Annotated in this window: 24 protein-coding genes and 1 tRNA gene; 14 read left to right on the plus strand and 11 right to left on the minus strand. The window is 64.2% G+C overall.

Annotated elements, in window-relative coordinates:
• From FJ039_03720 to FJ039_03760, 9 genes are all read right to left on the minus strand, one after another.
• A complete protein-coding gene (locus FJ039_03720; protein MBM4405278.1) occupies positions 1 to 450 on the minus strand; it encodes an SRPBCC family protein in 450 nt (149 codons plus the stop codon).
• Positions 451 to 568: 118 nt separating this feature from the next.
• Entirely contained in the window at positions 569 to 877 is a 309-nt protein-coding gene (locus FJ039_03725) for a peroxiredoxin family protein (protein ID MBM4405279.1), read from the minus strand.
• A gap of 27 nt (positions 878 to 904) precedes the next feature.
• Positions 905 to 1222 (minus strand): redoxin domain-containing protein, encoded by a 318-nt coding sequence (locus tag FJ039_03730; protein MBM4405280.1) that lies wholly within the window; start codon positions 1220 to 1222, stop codon positions 905 to 907.
• 67 nt (positions 1223 to 1289) lie between these two features.
• A complete protein-coding gene (locus tag FJ039_03735) occupies positions 1290 to 2072 on the minus strand; it encodes a hypothetical protein (protein ID MBM4405281.1) in 783 nt (260 codons plus the stop codon).
• Positions 2073 to 2077: 5 nt separating this feature from the next.
• Complete coding sequence (locus FJ039_03740; protein ID MBM4405282.1) at positions 2078 to 3136, minus strand: hypothetical protein; 1059 nt, start codon at positions 3134 to 3136, stop codon at positions 2078 to 2080.
• Between the two features lie 113 nt (positions 3137 to 3249).
• Complete coding sequence (locus FJ039_03745) at positions 3250 to 4149, minus strand: LLM class F420-dependent oxidoreductase (GenBank protein MBM4405283.1); 900 nt, start codon at positions 4147 to 4149, stop codon at positions 3250 to 3252.
• 51 nt (positions 4150 to 4200) lie between these two features.
• Positions 4201 to 4276: transfer RNA gene (locus tag FJ039_03750), tRNA-Glu, on the minus strand.
• Between the two features lie 89 nt (positions 4277 to 4365).
• Positions 4366 to 5394 (minus strand): N-acetyl-gamma-glutamyl-phosphate reductase, encoded by a 1029-nt coding sequence (locus tag FJ039_03755; GenBank protein MBM4405284.1) that lies wholly within the window; start codon positions 5392 to 5394, stop codon positions 4366 to 4368.
• Positions 5391 to 6161 (minus strand): endonuclease III, encoded by a 771-nt coding sequence (locus tag FJ039_03760; protein MBM4405285.1) that lies wholly within the window; start codon positions 6159 to 6161, stop codon positions 5391 to 5393. Before FJ039_03760 ends, FJ039_03755 begins: the two co-directional genes overlap by 4 nt.
• A 116-nt stretch (positions 6162 to 6277) precedes the next feature.
• On the opposite strand from FJ039_03760, the gene FJ039_03765 reads away from it, so the two are divergent.
• The 7 genes from FJ039_03765 to FJ039_03795 all read left to right on the plus strand — a co-directional run bounded on the left by FJ039_03765 (position 6278) and on the right by FJ039_03795 (position 14416).
• On the plus strand, positions 6278 to 7642 hold the full coding sequence (locus tag FJ039_03765) for a TldD/PmbA family protein (GenBank protein ID MBM4405286.1): 1365 nt from the start codon (positions 6278 to 6280) through the stop codon (positions 7640 to 7642).
• Position 7643: 1 nt separating this feature from the next.
• Positions 7644 to 8963: a TldD/PmbA family protein gene (locus FJ039_03770; protein ID MBM4405287.1), complete on the plus strand. Its 1320-nt coding sequence runs from the start codon at positions 7644 to 7646 to the stop codon at positions 8961 to 8963.
• A gap of 4 nt (positions 8964 to 8967) precedes the next feature.
• Complete coding sequence (locus tag FJ039_03775; GenBank protein ID MBM4405288.1) at positions 8968 to 9891, plus strand: HEAT repeat domain-containing protein; 924 nt, start codon at positions 8968 to 8970, stop codon at positions 9889 to 9891.
• A gap of 117 nt (positions 9892 to 10008) precedes the next feature.
• The gene (locus FJ039_03780) at positions 10009 to 12024 is read left to right on the plus strand and encodes a VWA domain-containing protein (GenBank protein MBM4405289.1); all 2016 of its coding nucleotides are present in this window, start codon (positions 10009 to 10011) and stop codon (positions 12022 to 12024) included.
• Between the two features lie 18 nt (positions 12025 to 12042).
• The gene (locus tag FJ039_03785) at positions 12043 to 13137 is read left to right on the plus strand and encodes an amidohydrolase (GenBank protein MBM4405290.1); all 1095 of its coding nucleotides are present in this window, start codon (positions 12043 to 12045) and stop codon (positions 13135 to 13137) included.
• Between the two features lie 5 nt (positions 13138 to 13142).
• Positions 13143 to 13610, plus strand: a complete 468-nt coding sequence (locus FJ039_03790) for an SRPBCC family protein (GenBank protein MBM4405291.1) — start codon at positions 13143 to 13145, stop codon at positions 13608 to 13610.
• 107 nt (positions 13611 to 13717) lie between these two features.
• Positions 13718 to 14416 carry an acetyl-CoA synthetase gene (locus FJ039_03795; GenBank protein MBM4405292.1) on the plus strand — a complete coding sequence of 233 codons (699 nt, stop codon included), beginning with the start codon at positions 13718 to 13720 and terminating at the stop codon, positions 14414 to 14416.
• 3 nt (positions 14417 to 14419) lie between these two features.
• Here the strand turns inward: FJ039_03795 and FJ039_03800 are convergent, their stop codons facing one another.
• A complete protein-coding gene (locus FJ039_03800) occupies positions 14420 to 15028 on the minus strand; it encodes a hypothetical protein (GenBank protein ID MBM4405293.1) in 609 nt (202 codons plus the stop codon).
• Between the two features lie 147 nt (positions 15029 to 15175).
• Positions 15176 to 16264, minus strand: a complete 1089-nt coding sequence (locus FJ039_03805; GenBank protein MBM4405294.1) for a YvcK family protein — start codon at positions 16262 to 16264, stop codon at positions 15176 to 15178.
• A 7-nt stretch (positions 16265 to 16271) separates the two neighbouring features.
• On the opposite strand from FJ039_03805, the gene FJ039_03810 reads away from it, so the two are divergent.
• The 7 genes from FJ039_03810 (at position 16272) to FJ039_03840 (ending at position 22146) form a co-directional block, all read left to right on the plus strand.
• Positions 16272 to 17780, plus strand: coding sequence for a hypothetical protein (locus tag FJ039_03810; protein ID MBM4405295.1), 1509 nt, complete (start codon positions 16272 to 16274; stop codon positions 17778 to 17780).
• 95 nt (positions 17781 to 17875) lie between these two features.
• The gene (locus tag FJ039_03815) at positions 17876 to 19363 is read left to right on the plus strand and encodes a hypothetical protein (protein MBM4405296.1); all 1488 of its coding nucleotides are present in this window, start codon (positions 17876 to 17878) and stop codon (positions 19361 to 19363) included.
• Between the two features lie 110 nt (positions 19364 to 19473).
• The gene (locus tag FJ039_03820; protein MBM4405297.1) at positions 19474 to 20412 is read left to right on the plus strand and encodes an NAD-dependent epimerase/dehydratase family protein; all 939 of its coding nucleotides are present in this window, start codon (positions 19474 to 19476) and stop codon (positions 20410 to 20412) included.
• The gene (locus FJ039_03825) at positions 20413 to 21132 is read left to right on the plus strand and encodes a 2-phosphosulfolactate phosphatase (protein MBM4405298.1); all 720 of its coding nucleotides are present in this window, start codon (positions 20413 to 20415) and stop codon (positions 21130 to 21132) included. It begins immediately after the preceding gene.
• A gap of 100 nt (positions 21133 to 21232) precedes the next feature.
• Positions 21233 to 21610: a fluoride efflux transporter CrcB gene (crcB, locus tag FJ039_03830; GenBank protein ID MBM4405299.1), complete on the plus strand. Its 378-nt coding sequence runs from the start codon at positions 21233 to 21235 to the stop codon at positions 21608 to 21610.
• A gap of 39 nt (positions 21611 to 21649) precedes the next feature.
• Positions 21650 to 21907, plus strand: coding sequence for a type II toxin-antitoxin system HicB family antitoxin (locus tag FJ039_03835; GenBank protein ID MBM4405300.1), 258 nt, complete (start codon positions 21650 to 21652; stop codon positions 21905 to 21907).
• Positions 21904 to 22146 carry a type II toxin-antitoxin system HicA family toxin gene (locus tag FJ039_03840; GenBank protein ID MBM4405301.1) on the plus strand — a complete coding sequence of 81 codons (243 nt, stop codon included), beginning with the start codon at positions 21904 to 21906 and terminating at the stop codon, positions 22144 to 22146. Before FJ039_03835 ends, FJ039_03840 begins: the two co-directional genes overlap by 4 nt.
• Positions 22147 to 22209: the final 63 nt, after the last annotated feature.

Raw genomic sequence — 22209 nt, forward strand, 5'->3', positions numbered from 1 at the left:
TTACGGCGCTTTGCGCTGGGCAAGCATCTCGCAGCGCTTCTTGAGATTCGCCACGGTGGCATCCACTTGCCTGTTGAGGCGGCCCTTAATGAAGACGGTGAAGAGCGAGCCGATGAGATTAAGGTTGCTCGTCGTTCTATAGTCCACCGTTGTGACGCCATCGGCATGGCTGAAGCGGTACTGCTCCAGCCCCTTGCCGAAGCGGCTCGCGTTGGCGATCTGCAAGCCTTCCCCCCGATTCGATTCAACGATGGTGAGCCTGAAATCGGTCTTCATAGGCCCCGCGTGATAGCGCCAGACGGCGGTGGAGGCCTTGGCGGGCCACTCCTTGGAGATGAAGGGGTAGTCCTCAAAGCCCGGCGCCCACTCCTTCGCGCTCACCAGGTCTGTGATCACGTCCCAGACAAGTTCAGGAGGCGCGTTAATGGCGACTGTCCGTTGTATCTCCACAGGAAACCTCCCTAGGCAGGGACACGGCTTGCGGGAGCATCCGCAGGCGGCGTCTACACGTCAAGGCGCGGTAAACAGCTTATGCTCCGTATTATCTGCCTGGGGAGACGCGGCAGCGCTACGTCTGAATAGAGCGCAATTGGCGGATGATGAGATCCGGGGAGGGCTCGTCCGCTATGTTCTTGGCGATATAGCTCCATCGCACACGCCCTGCCTTATCCACGATGAACGTGGAGGGCGTGGCGAGGCGATCGTTGAAGAGGTTGTAGACACCCCATTCGCTGATGACCTTGGCCTGTGGGTCGTAGAGCACGGGGAAGCGGATGCCGACCCGTTCGACGAGGTTGCGCGCCCCATCGCGGTCGTCGGTGCTGATGGCGACGACGGTCGTTTCCAGGGCTATCAGGTCTTTCTCACGCTCTTGCAACTCAACGAGGTGCTTGCGGCAGAACGTTCACCAAAAGCCTCGGTGGAAGACGACGACGACGTTCTTGCTGCCCTGGTAGCTCGCCAGGGAGACATTCTTCCCATCGCCGCTGGGAAGCGTAAAGTTCCTGGCGAGTGGCGCGTTCGGCGGCGCAGTGGCAGCACGAGTAGCAGTCGCGGTCACATCTGCAGGCTGGGCAGTCGCCCCTAGGATGACAGAGGCTGTCGCCGTCGGCGCAACCGCCGTTGGCGAAGGCGCGAGTGGCGCGGCGCTTTCTCCGCCGCCAGAGCAGGCGGCGAGGAGGATCGCTATAGCGAGGGCGACGGCGAGGGTGTGTGTTCTCATAGGCTGTTGTTAGTCTAAACGAACGACCGTGCATTTTGGATGCACGATCCGTATGATCTTGTGAAATCTAGGCCTTCGCGCCCCTTTGGCGGGCTAAGATGTCCGCATCATCGGTCACGACGGCCTGGACGCCCATCTTCTTGATGGCGGCGTAGTCCATGCCGGCGTCTACATCCCAGGCCAAGATAGGCCACCCGCGGCGACGGCACTTGGCGATGAGTTTGGGCGAAAGGGCACGCTGCTCCGGCTGGACCCAGGTGGGTTTTACAAGGGGCAGGAACCACTGCGGCGGCAGGCGGTAGGGGCGGAAGCGGCTCCAGGCATAGCCACGGGCCAGGGGCGGCTCCAGGCGGCGCGCCTCGTCCAGGGCGCGCGCGCTGAAGCTGGAGAGCATCGCCGTCTCGAGGCGATCGTGGCGACGGATGACTTCGATAGTGGCGGCGACAAGCTGTGCGTAGGCCAGGCCGAAGACCTTCACTTCCACGTCAATCAGAAAGTCATTCGGCAGGGCTTCAAAAACCTCGTCTAACGTCGGCACCTTCGCGCCTGCAAACTTCGCACTGAACCAGGAGCCCGCGTCAAGCCGCTGAAGCTCGGCCAAGGTCATCGCCCTCACGCTACCCCTGCCGTTGGTGGTGCGGTTGACCGTTGGATCGTGGATGACAACGACCTTCTTGTCTTTGGTCAGTCGCACGTCCAATTCGATGGCGTCGGCCCCAGCCGCATGGGCCAAGCGGAAGCCTTCGATGGTGTTCTCCGGCGCCGCCTTCGGCATGCCGCGATGGGCGACGATCAACGGAACGTGCGGGGCATCGGGTGAGAGACGCCAGGAGGCGGGTCTGTTCCCCATGGCGTCTAATTGAGCCGCAGACGCCACAGATCGCCGAGGTCACCCTGGCCCCCTGCGCCACCGAAGAGGTAAATGGACCTGGCGCGAACGTCTATCGCGCCAGCGTGGCTCTGACGAGGCTCCGGCGCAGGGGCGGCGACTGCCGCGCCCCTCCAGCCTGGCGTCTGACCAAAGGTCCAGACATCATTCGCATTGCCCGCCTGGGTGAAGCCGCCGAAGACGACAAATCGCGAAGCGGCGGGATCGGCTTGCAGCTCAGAGAAGAACCTGGGCGAAGGCTTTGCCGATGAAGCTGGAATCTCCGACCAGACGCGCGCCGCCGGGTTGAAGCGCCAGAGATCGCCGAGGATAGGCGTCTCATTCGATTGACCGCCGAAGAGGACGATGGACTTAGATTCGAGGTCGAAGGCGCAGCGATGGAGACAGCGCTTGATGGGCTTTGCTCCAGCGGCGGTGATATCTCGCCATTGGCTGCTTCCCAGGTCAAATACCCAGGTATCATCAAAACGTCCGGCATTGGTGAAGCCGTGAGAGATGTAGAAGGCGTCCGCCTCGCCGTCATACGCGGCGCAGGAGCCGTAACGCGTGGGCGGCTTAGCGCCGCCGATGCTCACCTCGCGCCACTGGCCTGTTGCAGGGTTGAAGGTCCAGAGATCGTTAAAGAAGCCGCTTGCGCTCTGCCCGCTGAAAACGACCATCTGCGCGCGCTTGGCGTCGTAGACCGCCACATGTCCCCAGCGAGCGGCGGGAGCGTTTCCGCCATCTGAGAGCCTCGTCCATCTGCCTGCAGGGATATCGAACGCCGAGATGTCGTTTAGACCCTGGCCGTTTGCCCTGCCGCCGAAGAGCAGAAGGCGATTGGCCGAGCCATCGAAGACCAGAGTGGCATCGCGACGGGCGCCGGGGCCGCCATCGAAGCGCACCTGCTCCCATCGGAAGGTCTCGGCGGCGGGCGCTGAGGTCGCCGTTGGCGCAGTCGTATCATCCCCAGAGCAAGCGGTGAGTAGTACCGCGAGAGCTAGGAAAGACAGCAGGAGGGACACGAACCATCGCGGTTTCATCATGGCGCTCCATTCTTTGGCGCATCAGTGAAGGGCAGTGCCAGGCCAAAAGGTGTCCCGTTCGAAAGGGAAACGACTACGGAGTGTAGCTGAACCACCGCAATTCCAGTAGCCATCTACAGCTTGCTGAGGAGTGTGTCATACGTGTGCTCGAGGAAAAGGTGGAAGTCTCCCTCCAAATTTCGTGAGTTCCACGAGAGCGGAGGGCGGAGATAGACGCGTGTCGCGCCTGCCTCTTCGTAGCGCCGCATGTTCTCAGGCGTTGGCTCCACAGCGCAAAGGCACGTGATATTGAATGGTCCGGTCTTGCCAAATTCCCGCCTATAGCGACGGATCTCTTCCGAAACCTTTGCCACATCCTCAGGCTCAAAGCGCCCCGCGGAAATCCAACCGTCTCCAAGCTCAGCTGCGCGGCGCAAAGACGCCTTCGTCACACCACCAAACTCGATAGGCGGATGCGGTTTCTGCACAGGCTTGGGCTGAAACTTCACAGCGTCGAACGAGTAGTACTGACCCGTATGCTGAATCGTATCCTCTGTCCAAAGCCGCTTCATCACTTCAACGATCTCTCTGGTCCTCTTAAAGCGATTCTCCCAATTCTCACCAACTGCCTGAAACTCTTCCCTTAGCCAGCCTGCGCCAACGCCGAAAATCACCCGCCCCTCAGAAAGACGGTCTAGTGTGGTGACTGCGCGTGCCGTTACAAACGGGTTGCGCAAGGGAAGGATATAAACGCCGGTGCCCAGTTTTATCTTTTTCGTGGCGGCAGCGGCAAAGCTGAGCACGACGAAAGGGTCGAAGAGGGGCGATTCCGGGTTGACGGGCGGACGGCCGCTGGCGGAATAGGGATAGGTCGCAGGCATTTCAGCCGGAAAGATAAGGTGCTCGCCTACCCAGACGCAGCCAAAGCCAAGCTCTTCAACTCTGGCAGAGACACTCAGTATGGCTGACGATTTCAGGCCGGAGATTGTGAAGCCGATATTGATCACAAAATCATCTCCGCGACCTAAGCAGATTCGAACGACTTTCTCCTAAAGGATGAGGTCGCAAGTATGATGTGACAGAAGTGGTAGCCCCAGGGGAATTCGAATCCCCGTTACCGCCTTGAAAGGGCGATGTCCTAGGCCTCTAGACGATGGGGCCGCGAAAGACGCCGCCCAACAATAGGTCAGAGCGGCATACCTATTGTAGTTGAGGAGATGTTATCCGTTCAATGGGATTTCAGGCCGGCTTTACGGGTAGAGCGCAACCTGCTCAAGGCCCATCGTCTCCGGCAGGCCCAGCATCAGGTTCATGTTCTGCACCGCCGCGCCCGCCGCGCCTTTCACCAGGTTGTCTATGGCGCTCACCACGATGAGCCGTCCCGTGCGCTCGTCCAGGGTGGGATAGACGATGCAATCATTGTTGCCCAGGGTGTACTTGGTATGCGGCGCAGTCGCCAGCACCTTCACAAAGGGCGCATCCCGATAAAAGTCTTTGTAAATCTCCATCAGCGCGCCCTTGCCACCAGCCCCCAGCTTGCCGCTCTTCACAGTGGCGTAGCAGGTGCTGAGGATGCCGCGCGTCATGGGGATCAGGTGCGGGATAAAGGTCACGCTGTATTTCTGGGTCGTATCCACGGTCTGCAGCTCTTGGGTGATCTCCGGCAGATGCCGGTGCCCATCCAGCCCATAGGCTGAGACATCCTCGTTCACTTCCGAAAAGTGGGTTGTCAGCGAAAGGGTGCGTCCTGCCCCTGAAACGCCCGACTTGCTGTCTACGATGACATCACCGCCGATGAGCCCGGCCTTGGCGGCGGGAGCCAGGGCCAGCACCGCGCCTGTGGGGTAACAGCCGGGGTTTGCCACTATCTTCGTCTTCTGCACGTCTTTCTTATGCAGTTCCGGCAGGCCGTAGACGGCGCTTGCCAGTGTGGCAGGCTCCGGGTGCTCCACCTTGTACCACTTGCTGTATTCGGCGGCGCTCTTCAACCGGAAATCGGCGCTCATATCTATGACGGGGATGCCCTTGTGGATGTACGGCAGGCACTTCGCGGCGCTGTCTTTATGGTTCAGCGCGGAGAAGACCACATCCACATCGCCAAGCTCCTCGGTGATGGTCAGGTCAACGCCTGAGAGGTGCGGGAAGAACTCGCCGAGCTTCTGCCCGGCGGCGCTGCGCCCGGTGACGGAGGTGAGCTTGACGCCCGAGTGGCGGCAGAGGATGCGCGCAAGCTCCACACCCGCATATCCGGTGACGTTGATGATGCCGACTCGCTTCATGACCTTCTCCTAACGCCTTTCGCCTTCTGGCTCGTGCGCCTTGCCCCTTGCGCCTTCACCCCAACTTTAGGGCAGCGCGGCTCCAGGACGCACCGGGCGCACAGCGGCTTCCTCGCATCGCAGACGCGGCGGCCATGGGTGATGAGGTACATATGAAATGGTAGCACTTCTTGGGGCTGGAGCATCGCCTCCAAGACATCGTGGGACTCCTCCACGGTGACCTTGGGTTTGTAGAGGCCCAGGCGCTTGGCGACGCGATGGATGTGGGTGTCCACAGGGAGGACCGGCTTCTCCAGGGCGAAGAGCATCACACAGCCGACGGTCTTGGGCCCCACGCCCGGCAGGGCGCGGAGCCAGGCCCGTGCCTCGTCCACCGCCATCTCGCCCAGGAAGGAAAGGTCATAGCCGCCGGTCTTTTCCTTCACCAGGCGCAAGACCTGCTGGATGCGCGGCGCCTTTTGCCGGGCTAGGCCGCCTTGGCGTATCGCCTCCATCACGTCGCTCGTCTTGGCGTGCACCACATCGTCCCAGGTCTTGAAACGCCTTCGCAGCTGCTCATAGGCAGGGACGGAGTTGGCGTCCGATGTGTGCTGGGAGAGGATGGTGTAGACGAGCTCGGACGTGGCATCCCAGCGTCGCGGCGGCGTCGGCGGGCCGTAGGACGGCGCAAGGCGCTCGATGATTTCAGCAGGCGACCACTTCGCGGCTTTCGGTGTACCCATAGGGCGCGCCGGCGCACCGAAATGACACGCCGAGCGAGCAGCCATTCTAGCATCGAGCGCCCCCTTCGGCGAAGCCTTCGATAAGGCGGCCCGCCGTGCTATAGTGATGGCACTTCACGAGGCCTCACCTCAGGTCTTCGTCACCCCTAGAAGAGGCATCCATGCGCGACCAGATTGAATCCGCCCTTTCCGGCCACACAGCCGATTACATCGAAATACGGCTCGAAGAGTCCCAGTCCACGCGCTTGAGCTATCGCTCCCGGGATCTGGAGGAGATCAACAAGAGCACCAGCAAGGGCGGCTGCGTCCGCGCTCTGGTGAGCGGCGGCTGGGGATTCGTCTCCTTCAATGACGCCTCCAACCTGCGGGAGCAGGTGGCCCTGGCCGTGCGGCAGGCCAAGCTGGTGGGCCAAGAGACGAGTCAGCTTGCCCCGGTGAACAAGGTCGTCGCCGACGCGCCCCTTGCGCCCATCAAGCGCGATGCGCGAACCATCTCCCTGGCGGAGAAGAAGCGCCTCCTGGATAGCTACAACGAGGTGATGTGGTCGGCGGCCAAGATCCAGAGCTCCAGCATCGGCTACAGCGATGGGTGGAAGAAGACCATCTTCGCCAACACCAACGGCTCCTACATCGAGCAGGAGCGCGCCGACGTGAACGCCCGCATCGTGGCGATGGCGCGGGCAGACGGCGACCTCCAGCAGGCCGGCATCAGCATAGGCAGTCGCGGCGACTATGCCGTCGTCGAAGGCCTGCACGAACGGGCCAAGGAGCTTGCCGAGCGCGCCGTGGCCTTCCTCAAAGCGCCCACGGTGAAGGGCGGCGACTACACCGTCGTCCTGGACCCCATCCTCGCGGGCGTCTTCGTCCATGAGGCCTTCGGCCATCTTTCGGAGGCCGACCACGTCTATGAGAACCCCAAGATGCGCGAGCTGATGGTGCTGGGCGAAACCTTCGGCGAAAAGCACCTGAACATCGTGGACGGCGCGGCGGTGCCGGGCCTGCGCGGCAGCTACGCCTACGACGATGAAGGCGTCCCCTCCACCAAGACGGACCTGATCCGCGAAGGCGTGCTGGTGGGTCGCCTCCATTCGCGGGAGACGGCGGCGCGCATGGGAGAGAAGCCCACAGGCAACGCCCGGGCCCTTAACTACACCTTCCCGCCCATCGTGCGCATGACCAACACCTACATCGAGCCGCAGAAGGGCGTCACCTTCGATGACATCATCGGCGGGATCAAGGACGGCATCTACGCCAAGAACTGGTACGGCGGCATGACCAGCATGGAGATGTTCACCTTCTCCGCGGGAGAGGCCTACCGCATCCGCAACGGCAAGATCGAAGAGCTGGTGCGCCCTGTGGTCCTCTCCGGCAACCTCTTCGAGACACTGAAGAACATAGACGCCATCGGCAACGACCTGGATATGAACCAGGGAGGCGGCTGCGGCAAGGGCGGCCAGATGCCGCTGCCCGTGACCAACGGCAGTCCCCATATCCGCATCCGCAAGTGCCTGGTGGGAGGCAAGTAAGATGATGGAACGCTTGCTCTCCCTGGCCAAGAAGCGCTGCGAACAGGCGGAGGTGGTGCGCGTCTGGCACCGCAGCACGCCGGCAAACTTTGAGGCGAACCGCCTCAAGATGCTGGAGACCAAGGAGTCCTCCGGCATCGCCCTGCGCATCGTGAGGAACGGGCGCATCGGCCTTTCGGCGACGAACGACCCGAAGGATGTGGACGAGCTGGTGGCGAGGGCCATCGAGCTTTCGGAGTTCGGCGCGGTGGCCAAGTTCGAGCTGCCGGGCCCCGCCAAGTTTCCCGATGTGCCCGTCTTTGACCGGGCTTCGGAGGCCGTGACGGTGGAGCAGATGGCCGATTTCGGCCAGGCGATGATTGACATCCTGCGCCGCGCCAACAGCGACCTGGTCTGCGAGGCGGGCGTCACCAAGTCCATAGACGAAGTTGAGATCATCAACTCCAACGGCTGCCATGCCAGCTATAAGCGCTCCAGCTTCTCCTACGGCGTCCACGGCACCTTGATCCGCGGCACGGACATGCTCTTTGTGGGCGATTGGGGCGCTTCCTGCAGTCCCATGCTGGACCCCAAGCCGGTCACCAAGCGCCCCCTGGAGCAGCTGGAGTTCGCCAAGGAGACCGTCCCGGCGCCCCAGGGCGAAGTGCCCGTCATCTTCACGCCCCACGCCATCGCCTATCTGTTGATGCCCCTCACCAGCGCCGTGAACGGCAGAACGGTGCTCCAGGGGGCCTCTCCCCTGCAGGGCAAGCTGGGCACACAGCTCATGGACCCGCGTTTCTCCCTGTGGGACGATCCCACCGTCCCCCTGAGGCCGGATAGCCGCAACGCCGATGATGAGGGCGTCCCCTCCCGAAAGACGCTGCTCATCGAAAAGGGCGTGCCCCAGGGGTTCCTCTACGATCTGCAGACGGCCGGCCTCGCCGGAGCCAAGAGCACCGGCAGCGCCTCCCGCAGTCTCAGCAGCCTGCCCACGCCGTCCACCAGCGTGCTCTTCATCGAAAAGGGCGATACGCCCTATGAGCGCATGGTGGCCGATGTGCAGGACGGCCTCATCATCGAACAGCTCCTTGGCGCAGGCCAGGGCAACGTGGCGGGCGGCGAGATCGGCGGCAACGTCCTGCTAGGCTACCGCGTCCGGAACGGCAAAGTAGTGGGGCGCGTGAAGGACACCGTCATCGCCGGGAACGTCTATACCGCCCTCAGCGCAGGCAAGCTCATCGCCCTCAGCGATGCGCAGGAATGGGTGAGCGGCAGCTTGCTGGCCCCGGCCATCGCCTGTATGGGCATCACCGTCTCCACCAAACGCGCCGGCGAGTAGGCCCATGGCCGCGATAGATGCGATCCTCCAAGAGCTCGCGGCCGCCAAGGGGCGCATCGCGCCTGCGAAGCTGACGCAGCTTTCCGGCCTCTCCTCGGAGGAATTGCCCGCCTTCCAGAAGGCGTGGGACAAGATGGGCCTGCCGCAAAAGAAGGCCGTCATCGCCACCCTGACGGAGATGGCAGAAGACAACGTCGAGCTGGACTTCTTTCCCATCTTCAAACTGACGCTGAACGACGACGATGAGGATATCCGCATCGAGTCCATCGAAGGCCTGTGGGAATGCGAAGAGCGGGCCCTGCTGACGCCGCTCATCCGGTTGCTCACGGTGGACTCGTCAGCCAATGTGCGCGCCGCAGCGGCGCAGGCCCTGGGCAGGTTCGCCTTCCTGGCGGAGACGGGGAAACTGCTGGAGCGGGACGGCAGGCGTATCGCAGACGCCTTGCTGGAGACGATAGACAGCGAGTTCGAGTCCACGGACGTGCGCCGCCGGGCCATAGAAGCGCTGGCCGCCATGAGCCATGAGCGCGTGCCGGAGCTCATCCAAGAGACCTATGAGAGCGCCGATGTGAAGGTGAAGGCCAGCGCCCTCTACGCCATGGGCCGCACCTGCGACCCAAGGTGGCTGCCCCAGCTCATTGATGAGACGGCCAACAGGCAGGCTGAACTGCGCTACGAGGCCGTCTCCGCCTTAGGCGAGATCGGCGATGATAAGGCCATCACGCACCTCCTGCCGATGATTGACGACCCGGATAGCGAGGTGCAGGCCGCCGCCATCGCCGCACTGGGGAAGATCGGCGGGCCGGTGGCCAAGAAGGCCCTCACGCGCACCATGCAGCGCCCGGAAGCGCACATCCAGGAGCTGGCCCAGTCCGCCTTGGAGACTATGGATGAGTTCGACCCGCCTCTCTTTGAGCGCCGCAACTAGCTACTCTGGCGGCACGTCCAGACGCCCTTGCCACTGGCGGGCGCAGTCCGTATGATGGCCTCCACGCCGCTTCCCTGGTTTGACCGGACGGCACCAGCCTAGGCCACAGGTGATGTGATGCGACGCTACCGCTACTCGTCCTGGGACGGCTCCGCAGAGCCATTCTCCCTGCACCCGGACGAGGTCATGGACGAAATCTCGAACGACCTCTTTGGCGATATGGGCCTGGAGCGCGCCCTCCAGCGCATCATCCAGCGCGGCATGCAGGACAAAGGCGGCCGCCGCACCCAGGGCATGCGCGACCTCCTGGAGCGCCTGCGCAACCGCCGCCGCGAGCAGATGGAGAAGTACGACCTAAGCTCCGTCCTCAACGATATCAAGGAAAAGCTCCAGGACATCGTCCAGACGGAGCGGGAAGGCATCCGCAACCGCCTGGAGCAAGCCCGGAACGACGCGAAGCAGGACCCCGCTAAAAAGCCGGGGCTGGACATGCTGGAGAAGCTGGCGGAGAAGCGGCGCGAGACGCTGAAGAGCCTGACCAACGATCCCGCCGAGCAGATCAAGGCTCTGAGCAACTATGACTTCATGGACCAGGAGGCCCGCCGCAAGTTCCAGGAACTGCTGGACGAGCTGAAGAAGCGGGCCATGGACCAGTATTTCAAGAACATGCAGCAATCGCTCCAGAACATGAGCGGCGACCAGATGCAGGCGATGAAGCAGATGCTGAAGGACCTGAACCAACTCTTCCAGCAGAACCGCCAGGGCAAGCTGAGCCAGGAGCAGTTCGACCAGTTCATGCAGCAGTACGGCCAGATGTTCGGGGACAACCCGCCCCGCAACATGCAGGAGCTGGCGGAACGCCTGCAGGAGCGCATGGCCCAGGCCCAATCGCTGTTAGACAGCATGCCGGAGACCACACGCCAGCAATTACAAGACCTCATGGAATCCATGATGGACGATGAGATGCGCCGGGAGATGTCCCAGCTGGGCCAGATGCTGGACGAGTTGGCGCCGATGGACGACCTGCGCCGCGAATATCCCTTCACCGGCGATGAGGAGCTCTCCATGCAGGAGGCCATGCGCCTCATGGAAGAGTTCCAGAAGATGGACAACCTGGAGCAAACCCTCCGGGATGTGCGCAGCGCCCAGGACCTGGAGCGCGTGGACGCCCAGGCGATGGAAGAGCTCCTGGGAGAAGATGCCCGCCGCTCCCTGGAGGAGCTGAAGGACCTCCTGCGGAAGCTGGAGGAGGCGCGCTACATCCGCCGCAAGGGCGACCGCTTTGAGCTGACGCCGCGCGGCGTGCGCAAGATCGGGCAGAAGGCCATCCGGGAGATCTTCTCCCAGCTGAAGAAGGACCGCGCCGGCAGCCACGAGATCACCAAGCGCGGGGGCGGCGGCGAGCCCAGCGGCGAGACGAAGCCCTGGGAGTTCGGCGACGACTTTCTGGTGGACCTGCGCAAATCGCTCCTCAACAGCGTGAAGCGCGAAGGCGCGGGGACCCCTCTGAAGATGCAGGTGAGCGACTTCGAGGTGGAGCGGATAGACTTCTCCACCCAAGCGGCCACGTGCCTCCTCATAGACCGCAGCCGCTCCATGGGCTATTACGGCAACTTCGCGGCGGCCAAGAAGGTCGCCATCGCCCTCCACACCCTCATCCGCAGCAAGTTCCCGCGCGATGTCCTCTATATCATCGGCTTCTCAGACGTCGCCACCCAGTTCAAGGAATCGGACCTGGCGGACCTCTACTGGGACACCGGCATCTCCGGCACCAACATGCACCACGCCTTCATGATGGCCCGCAAGCTCCTCTCCAAGCACAAGGGCGCCACGCGGCAGGCCATCATGATCACGGATGGCGAGCCCACAGCGCACCTGGAGCAAGGCGTCCCCTATTTCAGCTACCCTCCTTCGCCGCGCACCATCTCGGAGACGCTAAAAGAAGTGCGGCGCTGCACCCAGGAGCACATCGTCATCAACACCTTCATGCTGGAGAACAACTACCAGCTGGTGGACTTCGTGAACCTGCTCACGCGCATCAACCACGGGCGGGCCTTTTACGCCTCCCCCGATAAGCTGGGCGAATACGTGCTGGTGGACTACCTCTCCAACCGACGCCGCAGGGTGGCGTAGCATCCCAGGAGGACGCGCATGACCAACTACCAGGTGATCTCCGCCGATTCCCACGTCATCGAGCCTCCGAACGTCTGGAAGGACTACATGGAGCCGGCCTACAAGGCCCGCGCCCCCCATGTGGTGCGCGAAGGCGAGTTCGACGTGTGGAAATGCGAAGGGACGGTCCTAGGCCCGGTGGCCGCCTACGCAGGCGCCGGGAAACCCAGCGATAAGCTGAAGAGCCACGGCACCTATGAGAAGGACGCCCCCAAAGGCAGCTACGACCCCAAGGCACGCCTGGACGAGATGGCGGTGGACGCCGTGCAGGCGGAGGTTCTCTACCCCTCCGTGGCCTTGCGCATGTTCGGCATCCCGGAGCCGGACTTCCAAGCGGCCTGCTTCCGCGCCTATAACTCCTGGATCGCCGATTTCTGCAAGCCCTACCCCAACATCTTCAAGGGCATCGGCATCCTCTCCACAGACGACATCGAAGCCGCAGCGGGCGAAGTGCGCCGGTCCAAAAAGCTGGGCCTCTCCGGCGTCTCCATCTCGGTGAGCCCCGAAGGGCGGCCTTACAGCGACCCGACCTTCGATCCGCTGTGGAGCGCGGCTGAAGAGTGCGATATGCCTATTAGCCTCCACATCCTCACGGAGCGCAAGCACAAGCAGCGCATGGGCGAAGACTTCCTCTCCGGCCAGGTGACGGAGAGCGTGATGGTCCAGGACGCCTTGGCGCGCATGATCTTCTCCGGCGTCTTCCTCAAGTATCCCAAGCTCAAGATCGTCTCCGCGGAGAACGATATCGGCTGGGCGGGCTATTTCCTGGAGCGGGCCGATTACCTCCACGACCGCCGCCAGGTCTTCCACAAGATGGGCATCCCGCGCGATATGCTGCCGAGCCACTTCTTCCACAAGCACGTCTTCCTCACTTTCATGCGCGATCGCTCCGGCATCATGCTGCGCAGCATCATCGGCGTGGAGAACCTCATGTGGGCCTCCGATTACCCGCACCTGGACAGCACGTGGCCCAACTCCATGAAGTTGATCGAGCGCATCTTCGCCGGCGTGCCCGAAGGCGAGCGGCGCAAGATCATCGCCGAGAACGCCGCGAACCTCTACCGCTACGCCTAGGCCGCATGCGCGTCGCCCGAAGCCGTCTCATCAAAGCGCCGGTGGCGCAGGTCTGGCGCGCCGCCTCCGCGCTCGACGACTTGCCCAAGTGGTTCAGCAGCGTGGAGGCCGTCCAGCATACGGGCGGCCCTGCCGAAGGCGCGGGTCGCAGACAGCTCGTTTCGCGGACGCTCTACGGGCGCGAAAGCAGGCTCACTCAAGAGGTGACGGCCTGGGAGCAGGAAAGACGGATCGCGCTCAAGCACCTGGAGGAGACGGTGGACGGCGCGAAGGCCGGCGGCGTGCGTGATTTCCACACCATCATCGCCATACGCCCCATCGCCGACCGCACGGAGGTGACGCTAGCCTACGAGTGGCGTTCGCCCCTGGGCGTCTCCTGGCTCCTCAGCCTCTTTCTTGCCGGGCGCGTCATGGGCAAGGAGCAGAACGCCTCGCTCAAGCTTTTGGAGAAGCTGGCGCAGGGAACATCGTAGCGCCGCCGCTTGATTCTCTCTCGTCGTCGCGCTACCCTTCGCCTGTCTCCGGATCGCACCGTCTGACCCGTGCTCCATGAGCCTGAACCCCCGCTGAGGTGCTGCATATGCCCATCGCAACCATTGTGGAAGCCGCCCGAAAGGAAGGCCGCACCCTCCTGAACGAGGTGGAGGCCAAGCAGATCCTGAAGGAGGCCGGATTGAGCGTTGTGGAGACTCGCCTGGCCGCGAACAAGGCCGAGGCCCAGCGCATCGCCAGGGAGCTGGGCTTCCCCGTGGTGATGAAGATCCTTTCGCCGGACATCGCGCACAAGAGCGATGTGGGCGGCGTGAAGCTGGGGCTGAAGAACGAGGCCGAGGTGGCCGCCGCGCACGATGAGATGCTGGCGGCGGTGCAGCGCGCCGCGCCCAACGCTCGCATCGCGGGCGTCTCCATCCAGCCCATGGCCAGGCAGGGCACGGAGGTCATCATCGGCATGACCAAGGATGCCGCCTTCGGCCCGGTGCTGATGTTCGGCCTGGGCGGCATCTTCGTCGAGGTGTTGAAGGACGTGGCCTTCCGCGTGGTGCCGCTGACCCAGCGCGATGCGCGGCAGATGGTGCGCGAGATCAAGGGCTACCCTGTGCTGCAGGGCGTTCGCGGGCAGGCCGGCGCAGACGTGACGAAGCTGGAAGAGGCGATCCTGAAGCTCTCCGCCTTTGTGGATGCGCACCCGGAGATCAAAGAGCTGGACATGAACCCGGTCTTCGCCTACCGGGACGGCCTGGCGGCGGTGGATGCGCGGATCGTGCTGGAGGCGGCCTAGCGTCTAAAGCTGGAAGTCCACGTAACCCGGCGGGATGCCGTAGCGCTGCATCACCTTCTGCATCAGCTCGCCGGCGGCGCGGATATCCGGGTTGGACCGATAGGCGATGAGCTGCGTGGCGATGCGCGTGGAAGCGGCAGTATCGCCGCTGGCGAGAGCAGCCTTGAACTCCTTGGAGATCGCCACCACGCGCTCTGCGGAGCGGATCGCCAGGGTGCGCACCTCAACCAGTTCCGAGACCTCTACAGGGGCGGCGACCGCCGTCACATCCCGCAGATAGGTCTCCGAGAGCGCGATACCCCGGTCCACCAGCCGCGCGATGGCCGCCTGGTCCGTGGTGGAAAAGACGGCCGTTCCCGTGCCCTGGTATTCGGCGATGAACTTATTGCCGATCCCATTCAGCGTCTTCATATACTCGTAGGCCTTGAGCGCATCGCCGGTGAAGACGAGGACAGGCGTCGGCGAGGGCGTCGGCGGGCGGGTGGGCGTTGGGGGGACGGGCGTTGGTGTGGGGTCCTTAGCGGCCGAGCTGCACGCAGCGAGCATCGGCAGCAACAGGCATGCCGCCAGCCCTACCAACGAGATCCGCTTGCCTGCAAAGGCCATCGCCATCATGAGCACCTTGCCCGACTGGGCATAGGCGGCCGCCGGCGCGAGGACGAGCCTTCGAGATGACTTACACGATACCTCCTACAACATCGCTGGCGAAGGAGCCCCACCACTATACGGGCTTGTGCGCCATAGCACCACCGCGGGCACCTAAAGGAAACCGATGACGGCGGCGGCCAAGGCCGCTGAATCGTGGCGGAGGTAGTGGTTCGTCGCAAGGAGGGGCCTGGCGACGATGTTGGGCACGAGCCGCTCGCAGGCGGCGCGATCGAAGGCGACGGGTGTCGCGCGCTCGCCGGCGTACTTCTTCGCGAGGCGCGCTGGGACGGGCGCTGTGTTCACGAGGGCGTAGTCCAAGGCCTTCGCGTCGCCGAGGTACTTCAAGACAGTAGCGATGAAGCGGGAGGCGGTATAGCCGTCAGTCTCGCCGTGCTTGGTGACCAGGTTGCAGATGTAGACCTTCTTCGCTTTGGAACGGCGGATAGCCTCCGGCACGCCTGAGACCAAGAGGTTCGGAATCACACTGGTGTAGAGGTCGCCGGGGCCGATGACGATAACGTCCGCCTGGGCGATGGCCCGCGCCGTCTCCGGCAGGACCTGCGCCTTGCGCTGGAGATAGACGCGCTTGATGGGCACGTCCGGGTCTACGGTGCGGATGTCTATATGCGCCTCGCCGACGACGGTGTTGCCGTTGGCCAACTCCGCGCAGAGATTCGTGTCGGTCAGCGTCACCGGGAGGACGCGCCCCTTGATGCCCAGCAGGTGTCCCATCTCCTCCACGGCCTTGTCCGTGCGGCCGGCTACATCCGTCAGCACCGTAAGGAAGAGATTGCCGAAGCTATGGCCGTGGAGGCCGTTCCCCTTGTTGAAGCGGTACTCAAAGAGGCTCTTGAGCGTCGCACGGGCGTGGTCGTCCGGCGTGAGGGCCAGGAGGCACTGGCGCAGGTCGCCCGGCGGCAGGACGCCGAACTCATCGCGCAGGCGGCCGGAGCTGCCGCCGCTATCCGTCATGGTCACCACGGCGGTGAGCTGCGCCGGGTACTGCTTCAACCCCGAAAGGATAGTGAAGCTGCCGGTGCCGCCGCCGATGACGACGATCTTTTTGGAGGCGAGCTCGCGCTGAGAAGGGGGTCTGCGCGCCGCCCGAGCCGTGGACGCTGGAGACATCTGCCCACCTAAGGTGAGGATTAGGCGACCCAACTCAACGAACCCACATGGATTGTAAGAGGGAGATGCCATTTGTTCAATGCTCTCCAGAGGAAAGTTGCCCAAAACCACCCCATGCAGCACAGTGCAAGCCTATAATGGCTGTGGCGGCAGACTCCCACTCGAGGTGACACCCGTGCCACCGCCACGATCGCCGGAAGCCCGCATCGCCCAGCTGCGCCGCATCTTCATGCCCCGCGCCATCGCCGTGGTGGGCGCTTCGCCCACGCCGGGGAAGCTGGGCAGCATCATCGTCGCCAACCTCAAGGGCGCAGGCTATGTGGGCAACATCTACCCGGTGAACCCCAACTTCGCCGAGGTAGGGGGCCTGAAGTGCTACCCCTCGCTGGAGGCGGTGCCGGACGATACGGACGTGGCTGTGGTGGCCATCCCGGCGCCCGCCATCGCGGGGCTGGCGCCCGCCGCGGGCAAGAAGGGCATCGCCGGGCTGGTGGTCATCAGCTCCGGCTTTGCCGAGGTGGGCAACCGCCCCTTGCAGGATGAGCTGGTGCAGGCGGCGCGGGCCCACAACCTGCGCATCCTTGGCCCCAACATCTACGGCTACTTCTACACGCCCCTCAAGCTCTGCGCCACCTTCGCCATGCCCTACACGGAGCCGGGCGGCGTGGCCCTAGTCTCCCAGAGCGGCGGGATCGCCAACGCCATCCTGGGCTATAGCCGCTCCCGGCGCATGGGCGTCTCCGCCATCGTGGGCCTGGGGAATAAGGCCGATATAGACGATAGCGACGCGCTGGAGTTCTTCGGCCAGGACCCGCACACCCAGGTCATCGCCCTGCACATCGAAGGGCTGAAGGACGGTCGAGGCTTCCTGGAGACGGCAAAACGCGTTTCGAAAGTGAAACCTGTGGTGGTTCTAAAGGGCGGGCGAAGCAGCGCGGGCGCAAGGGCCGCCTCATCCCACACCGCCTCGCTGGCCGGCGAAGACCGCGTCTACGATGCCGCCTTCCGCCAGGCGGGGCTGATCCGCGCGCGCACGCTGGAAGACCTGCTGGACTGGTCGCGCGCCGTCCAGCTCCTGCCCGACCCTGCCGGGGAGAACGTCCTTATCGTCTGCGGCGCCGGCGGCCTGGGGGTGCTGATGGCGGACGCCTGCGCCGACCATGGCCTTTCCCTGCCGGCCCTGCCTCCGGACTTGCACCAGGCGATGAAGGCCTGCATCCCGCCCTTCGGCTCAGCCAACAACCCCATAGACGTGACGGGCGGCGAAGGCCCGGAGACCTACCGCAAGGTCATCACCCTTGCGCTCAATGATAGCCGCGTCCACGCCCTCGTCTTCGGCTATTGGCATACGCCGCTTGCGCCGCCGGGGGCCTTCGCCAAGCTCCTCATCGAGCTGGTGCAGGAGGCCAAGGACAAGGGCATCGTGAAGCCGATGGTGGCGGGCCTGGTGGGCGATGTGGAGGTGGAGGAGGCGGTGCGCCACCTGGAGGCGAACGGCATCCCGGCCTACGCCTACGCGGTGGAGCAGGCCATCGGCGCGCTGGCGGCCCGCTACAAGTTCTGGCGGGGGAAGCGGAAAGACGCTTAGCCAAGCCGCCTCTTCTCTCCGCGGTTCCGAACGGGGACTAGACGATCGTCGCTATACTAATAGTAGATAGTGATGAAGAGGTGAAATTGCACGTGATGTATGAGACTGAAGGCGGCGGGTTTCCCTGGGTGGCGCGATGGCCGAAGGTCCCGGCCTATGAGATCGCGAAGCGGATCATGGAGCGGCATGACTTCGCCAAAGACGCGAACGGACGGCTCTACCGCTATCTGAGCGGCGTCTACTTGGACGATGGCGAGGAGTTCGCCAAGCGGATGTGCAAGGAGGTCCTGGCGGAGGCGGAGCTCCTGGAATCGTGGTCGTCCCACAAGGCGGCGGAGGTGGCCGAGTTCATCCGCGTGGACGCCCGGCCGCTCCTCCAGCGCCCGGACCGCAACCGGCTCACTGTTGCCAACGGCATCCTGCACCTGGACACCATGGAGCTGATGCCCCATAGGCCGTCCTACGCCGTCACCGTCCGGCTGCCCATCGTCTACGACCCGAAGGCCAAGTGCCCCAGCTGGCTCCGCTTCGCGCAGGACTGGTTCGGCGAAGAGGGCCCCACTTTTGTGCCGGAGACGGCGGCCTGGCTCATGACGCCCGACCTCTCCCTGCAGAAGGCCCTGCTCCTCTTGGGCGAAGGCGGCGAGGGGAAGAGCCGCTTCCTGGCGGGGCTGCGCGCCTTCCTGGGCGGCAGCAACGTCAGCACCATCGCCCTCCACCAGCTGGAGGAGGACCGCTTCAAGGCGGCGCGGCTCCAGGGCAAGCTCGCCAACTTCTACGCCGACCTGCCCTCCACCTACCTGCAAAGCACGAGCCTCTTCAAGAGCCTTGTAGCCGGCGATGCCATAACCGGAGAGCAGAAGTTCAGGGAGAGCTTCGACTTCCAGCCCTTCGCGCGGCTCGTCTTCTCCGCCAACACGCCGCCGCGCTCGGCGGACGCCTCCTCGGCCTTCTTCTCGCGGTGGATCGTCGTGCGCTTCAAGCGGCGCTTTAGGGACGAGGCGGACCAGGTCTCCCCCCAGGAGATAGACCGCCTGCTGGCCGACCCCACGGAGCGGGCCGGGCTCTTGAACCTGGCGCTGGCGGCCCTGCCGCGCCTGCGGCAGCGGGGCTTCACCATAACGGCGGCGATGCAGGAGGCCTATAACGAGTTCGTGGAGGCCACGGACCCCTTCACCGTCTGGCTCAACGCCCGCACGGTGGAGGACGCGGAGGCATTCACCCCCTGCAGCGAGCTCATGGCCGCCTACCGCGACTACGCGCTGGAGCACAGCCTGGGCGTCAGCGTGACCAGGGTAGCGATCGGCAACGCCTTGCGCAGGGCGCGTCCGCGGGTGCGCTACGCGCAGAAAGCGGTTGCCGGCAAGACGATGTGGAGCTACATAGGTATCATGCTGCGAAAAGAGTCCCACGACTCACGCAACTCACGGACTTCACGGGCTTTCCCCAACTCTAGTCAATCGCGGGAGGAAACAATACGACAAAGAAATGGAGAGGAGTCCGTTAACTCCGTGAGTCCCGTGACTTCCACGCCATCGCCGCTGGTGGCGGAGGCGCTGCAGCAGGGCGGGAGGGTGGTGTGACATCCGCCCCTTGATGGCTCTGTTACCTTGAAGGACAGGGTTCAAGTTTCGTTGTCAGTCATATCTTCGCATCTGCTATCCTGTCTCCCGGCACTTCGCCGGGAGGGCGCATGCAGCGCGTCGCGGTCACGGGCGTCAGCGGCTACATCGGCGCACAGCTCATGGCGCGGCTGGCGGCCCACCCCTCCGTGGAGGCAATCATCGGCGTGGACGCCCGGCCGCCGCGGCAATCGCCTCCCAAGCTCACCTTCGTCCGGCATGACATCACCAAGCCCTTCGATGGGCTCTTCGCCCAGCACCGCGTGGATGCCGCCGTCCACCTTGCCTTCGTCGTCGCGCCCACGCGGCGGGAGGCCTGGGCCGCGCGCATCAATGTAGACGGCACGCGGCACTTCCTCCGGGCCTGCGGCCAGGGCAACCTCGGCTACCTGCTCTACCTGGGCAGCACCTCCGTCTACGGCGCCCATGCCGATAACCCCGTGCCGCTGACGGAGGATGCGCCCCTTCGACCGAACCCGCGCTTCCAGTATGCCCGCGATAAGGCGACGACGGAGCGGCTCTTCGATGAGTACGCCAAGAGCCACCCGAACAGCAAGGTGACGGTCCTGCGCGGCGCGCCCGTCATGGGCCCCGGCGGGGCCAAGGCCATCGGCGCGAAGGTATTCCAGCCGGTGATGGTGCGCATGCTGGGCCGCAACCCGCCGGTGCAGTTCCTGCATGAAGACGATCTCATCGCCATCCTGGTCATGCTGCTGGAGCGCGAAGCGCCCGGCACCTACAACGTCGCCGCCGATGGCACGGTCCCCTACAGCAGAGTGGCGAAGATGGCCAAGCGGCCCATGATCGCCCTGCCCAAGTCGCTCCTCGGCGGCGTCATGGACCTGGCGTGGAAGCTGCGCCTGCAACAGCAGTCGAACTCGGCCGGCCTCGACTACATCGCCTACCCGTGGGTCGCGAGCAATGAGAAGCTGAAGCAGGCCACCGGCTTCCGCTACCGCTACACCACAGAGCAGACCATCGAGTCTTTCCTGCGGCAGGCCAAGCGCTAGATGCGCCTCCACGTTGCGCTGACGCCTGCCGAGCTGAAGAGCCTCGACCTTCCCCAGTGGCGGGCCGTGGTGATAGACGTCACCCGCGCCACCTCCACCATCAGCCAGGCCATCGCCTCCGGCGCGGAGCGCATCATCCCTGTCGCCTCTATCGCAGAGGCGCGGCGCGTGCAGCGCTCCCTGGGCGAAGGAGCGCTCCTCGGCGGAGAACGCGGCGGCCTGCGCATCCCCGGCTTCCACCTCGGCAATTCGCCCCGGGACTACACGGCCAAGGTGGTGAAGGGGAAGACCATCGTCTTCACCACCACCAACGGCACCCGGGCGCTCAAGGCGGCGGCCACGGCCGGGGAGACGCTCATCGGCGCCTTCCTCAACCAGGGGGCGGCGGTGCGCCGCCTGGCAAGGGCCAGGGGCGATATCGTGCTGGTCTGCGCAGGGCGCGAAGGCGAGCCGGTGCCGGACGATACGGCCTGCGCGGGGGCCTTTGTGGAGCGCCTGCTGGAGGCGATCGGCGATGCCGGGCCCACGGAGGAGGCGGCGCAGGCGCTGGCGCTCTCCGAGCGCTATCGCGGGCGCATAGCCGCCGCCCTGCGCGAATCGCCTTCGGGCAAGGCCCTCATCGCCGTGGGCCTCGGCCGCGACTTGGCCGATTGCGCCAAGCTGGACGCGCTGAAGGTCGTCCCAGCCCTTGTGCGAGGCGAAGTGGTCAGGCTAAGGTAGTTGCGAGACGTCCGTGTTCGCTCTCCTCTCCTTCGGTGGAAGGGAGCCTGCGCTGACTCTGCGAAGCAAAGTCGTGAGCGAAGGGAGAAGGCGGTAGGTTATGCTCAACGTCGTGCTGGTCGGCCTCGGTGGAGCCGTCGGCTCCATGCTGCGCTATGGCGTAAGCGCGTGGGTCATGGGCGGCAGCAAATCGTTCCCCTATGGGACGCTGGCCGTCAACGCCATCGGCTGCTTCGCCATCGGTCTCATCCTCGGCCTGGCGGAGACCCACGATTTCATCAACAGCCACACGCGCCTCCTGCTCACCACGGGACTCCTGGGCGGCTTCACCACCTTCTCCGCCTTCGGCTTTGAGACCTTCGCCCTCCTGCGGGACGACCGCCTGCCCGCCGCCTTCGCCAACATCGCCGTGCAGCTCATCGTCGGCCTCCTGGCGGTCTGGGCCGGCCATCAGCTGAGCCGAGCCTTTGGCGGCTAAGGGCAGGCTGGTATCATTGGATAAAGGAAGGCGAGGGCCATGAAATCCTACATCTTTGATGTGGTCATCAAGGAAGACCGGTTTGAATCAGGGGAGAGGGCCTTCAGCGCGTCATGTCCTGCGTTGAAGGGATGCCGCTCTTGGGGCCACACCTATGAAGAGGCGCTCGCCAATATCCGCGAAGCGATCGAGCTCTACATCGAGGACCTGGTGGACGCCGGCAAGCCGGTGCCCACGAGCCAAAAGCGCGGCGTGACGGTTCGCGATAAGCCCGCCGTAGCCGTCAACGTTCGATGAGCCAAACGCCCAGGGGCGTCTCAGCGCGCCAGCTGGTGCGGGCCCTTGAGGCTGACGGCTTTGCCTTGCGGAGGTCGCGCGGAAGCCATCGAATTTTCAGCCACCCGGATGGACGGCGTATCGTTGTGGCCTACCATCATCCGGGCGATACCTTCCCCATCGGCACGCTGAAAGGCATCATCCACGATGCCGGCTGGTCTGATGCCGACCTGCACAGGTTGGGGCTGCTGAAGGGCTAAGCCCCCTTCCCCTTGCCGCCGTTCAGCCCCGGGCGTACACTGGGTAGCCTTCAATCCCACCAT

This window comes from Chloroflexota bacterium (genome assembly GCA_016875535.1).
GTDB lineage: Bacteria > Chloroflexota > Dehalococcoidia > SHYB01 > SHYB01 > VGPF01.

Excerpts from the sequence above, each read along its gene's own strand:
- FJ039_03730 (MBM4405280.1), bottom strand. The coding sequence starts at position 1,222 with ATGAGAACACACACCCTCGCCGTCGCCCTCGCTATAGCGATCCTCCTC.
- FJ039_03735 (MBM4405281.1), bottom strand. The coding sequence starts at position 2,072 with ATGGGGAACAGACCCGCCTCCTGGCGTCTCTCACCCGATGCCCCGCAC.
- FJ039_03740 (MBM4405282.1), bottom strand. The coding sequence starts at position 3,136 with ATGATGAAACCGCGATGGTTCGTGTCCCTCCTGCTGTCTTTCCTAGCT.
- FJ039_03755 (MBM4405284.1), bottom strand. The coding sequence starts at position 5,394 with ATGAAGCGAGTCGGCATCATCAACGTCACCGGATATGCGGGTGTGGAG.
- FJ039_03760 (MBM4405285.1), bottom strand. The coding sequence starts at position 6,161 with ATGGCTGCTCGCTCGGCGTGTCATTTCGGTGCGCCGGCGCGCCCTATG.
- FJ039_03765 (MBM4405286.1), top strand. The coding sequence starts at position 6,278 with ATGCGCGACCAGATTGAATCCGCCCTTTCCGGCCACACAGCCGATTAC.
- FJ039_03770 (MBM4405287.1), top strand. The coding sequence starts at position 7,644 with ATGATGGAACGCTTGCTCTCCCTGGCCAAGAAGCGCTGCGAACAGGCG.
- FJ039_03775 (MBM4405288.1), top strand. The coding sequence starts at position 8,968 with ATGGCCGCGATAGATGCGATCCTCCAAGAGCTCGCGGCCGCCAAGGGG.
- FJ039_03780 (MBM4405289.1), top strand. The coding sequence starts at position 10,009 with ATGCGACGCTACCGCTACTCGTCCTGGGACGGCTCCGCAGAGCCATTC.
- FJ039_03785 (MBM4405290.1), top strand. The coding sequence starts at position 12,043 with ATGACCAACTACCAGGTGATCTCCGCCGATTCCCACGTCATCGAGCCT.
- FJ039_03790 (MBM4405291.1), top strand. The coding sequence starts at position 13,143 with ATGCGCGTCGCCCGAAGCCGTCTCATCAAAGCGCCGGTGGCGCAGGTC.
- FJ039_03795 (MBM4405292.1), top strand. The coding sequence starts at position 13,718 with ATGCCCATCGCAACCATTGTGGAAGCCGCCCGAAAGGAAGGCCGCACC.
- FJ039_03800 (MBM4405293.1), bottom strand. The coding sequence starts at position 15,028 with ATGGCGATGGCCTTTGCAGGCAAGCGGATCTCGTTGGTAGGGCTGGCG.
- FJ039_03805 (MBM4405294.1), bottom strand. The coding sequence starts at position 16,264 with ATGGCATCTCCCTCTTACAATCCATGTGGGTTCGTTGAGTTGGGTCGC.
- FJ039_03810 (MBM4405295.1), top strand. The coding sequence starts at position 16,272 with ATGCTCTCCAGAGGAAAGTTGCCCAAAACCACCCCATGCAGCACAGTG.
- FJ039_03815 (MBM4405296.1), top strand. The coding sequence starts at position 17,876 with ATGTATGAGACTGAAGGCGGCGGGTTTCCCTGGGTGGCGCGATGGCCG.
- FJ039_03820 (MBM4405297.1), top strand. The coding sequence starts at position 19,474 with ATGCAGCGCGTCGCGGTCACGGGCGTCAGCGGCTACATCGGCGCACAG.
- FJ039_03825 (MBM4405298.1), top strand. The coding sequence starts at position 20,413 with ATGCGCCTCCACGTTGCGCTGACGCCTGCCGAGCTGAAGAGCCTCGAC.
- crcB (MBM4405299.1), top strand. The coding sequence starts at position 21,233 with ATGCTCAACGTCGTGCTGGTCGGCCTCGGTGGAGCCGTCGGCTCCATG.
- FJ039_03835 (MBM4405300.1), top strand. The coding sequence starts at position 21,650 with ATGAAATCCTACATCTTTGATGTGGTCATCAAGGAAGACCGGTTTGAA.
- FJ039_03840 (MBM4405301.1), top strand. The coding sequence starts at position 21,904 with ATGAGCCAAACGCCCAGGGGCGTCTCAGCGCGCCAGCTGGTGCGGGCC.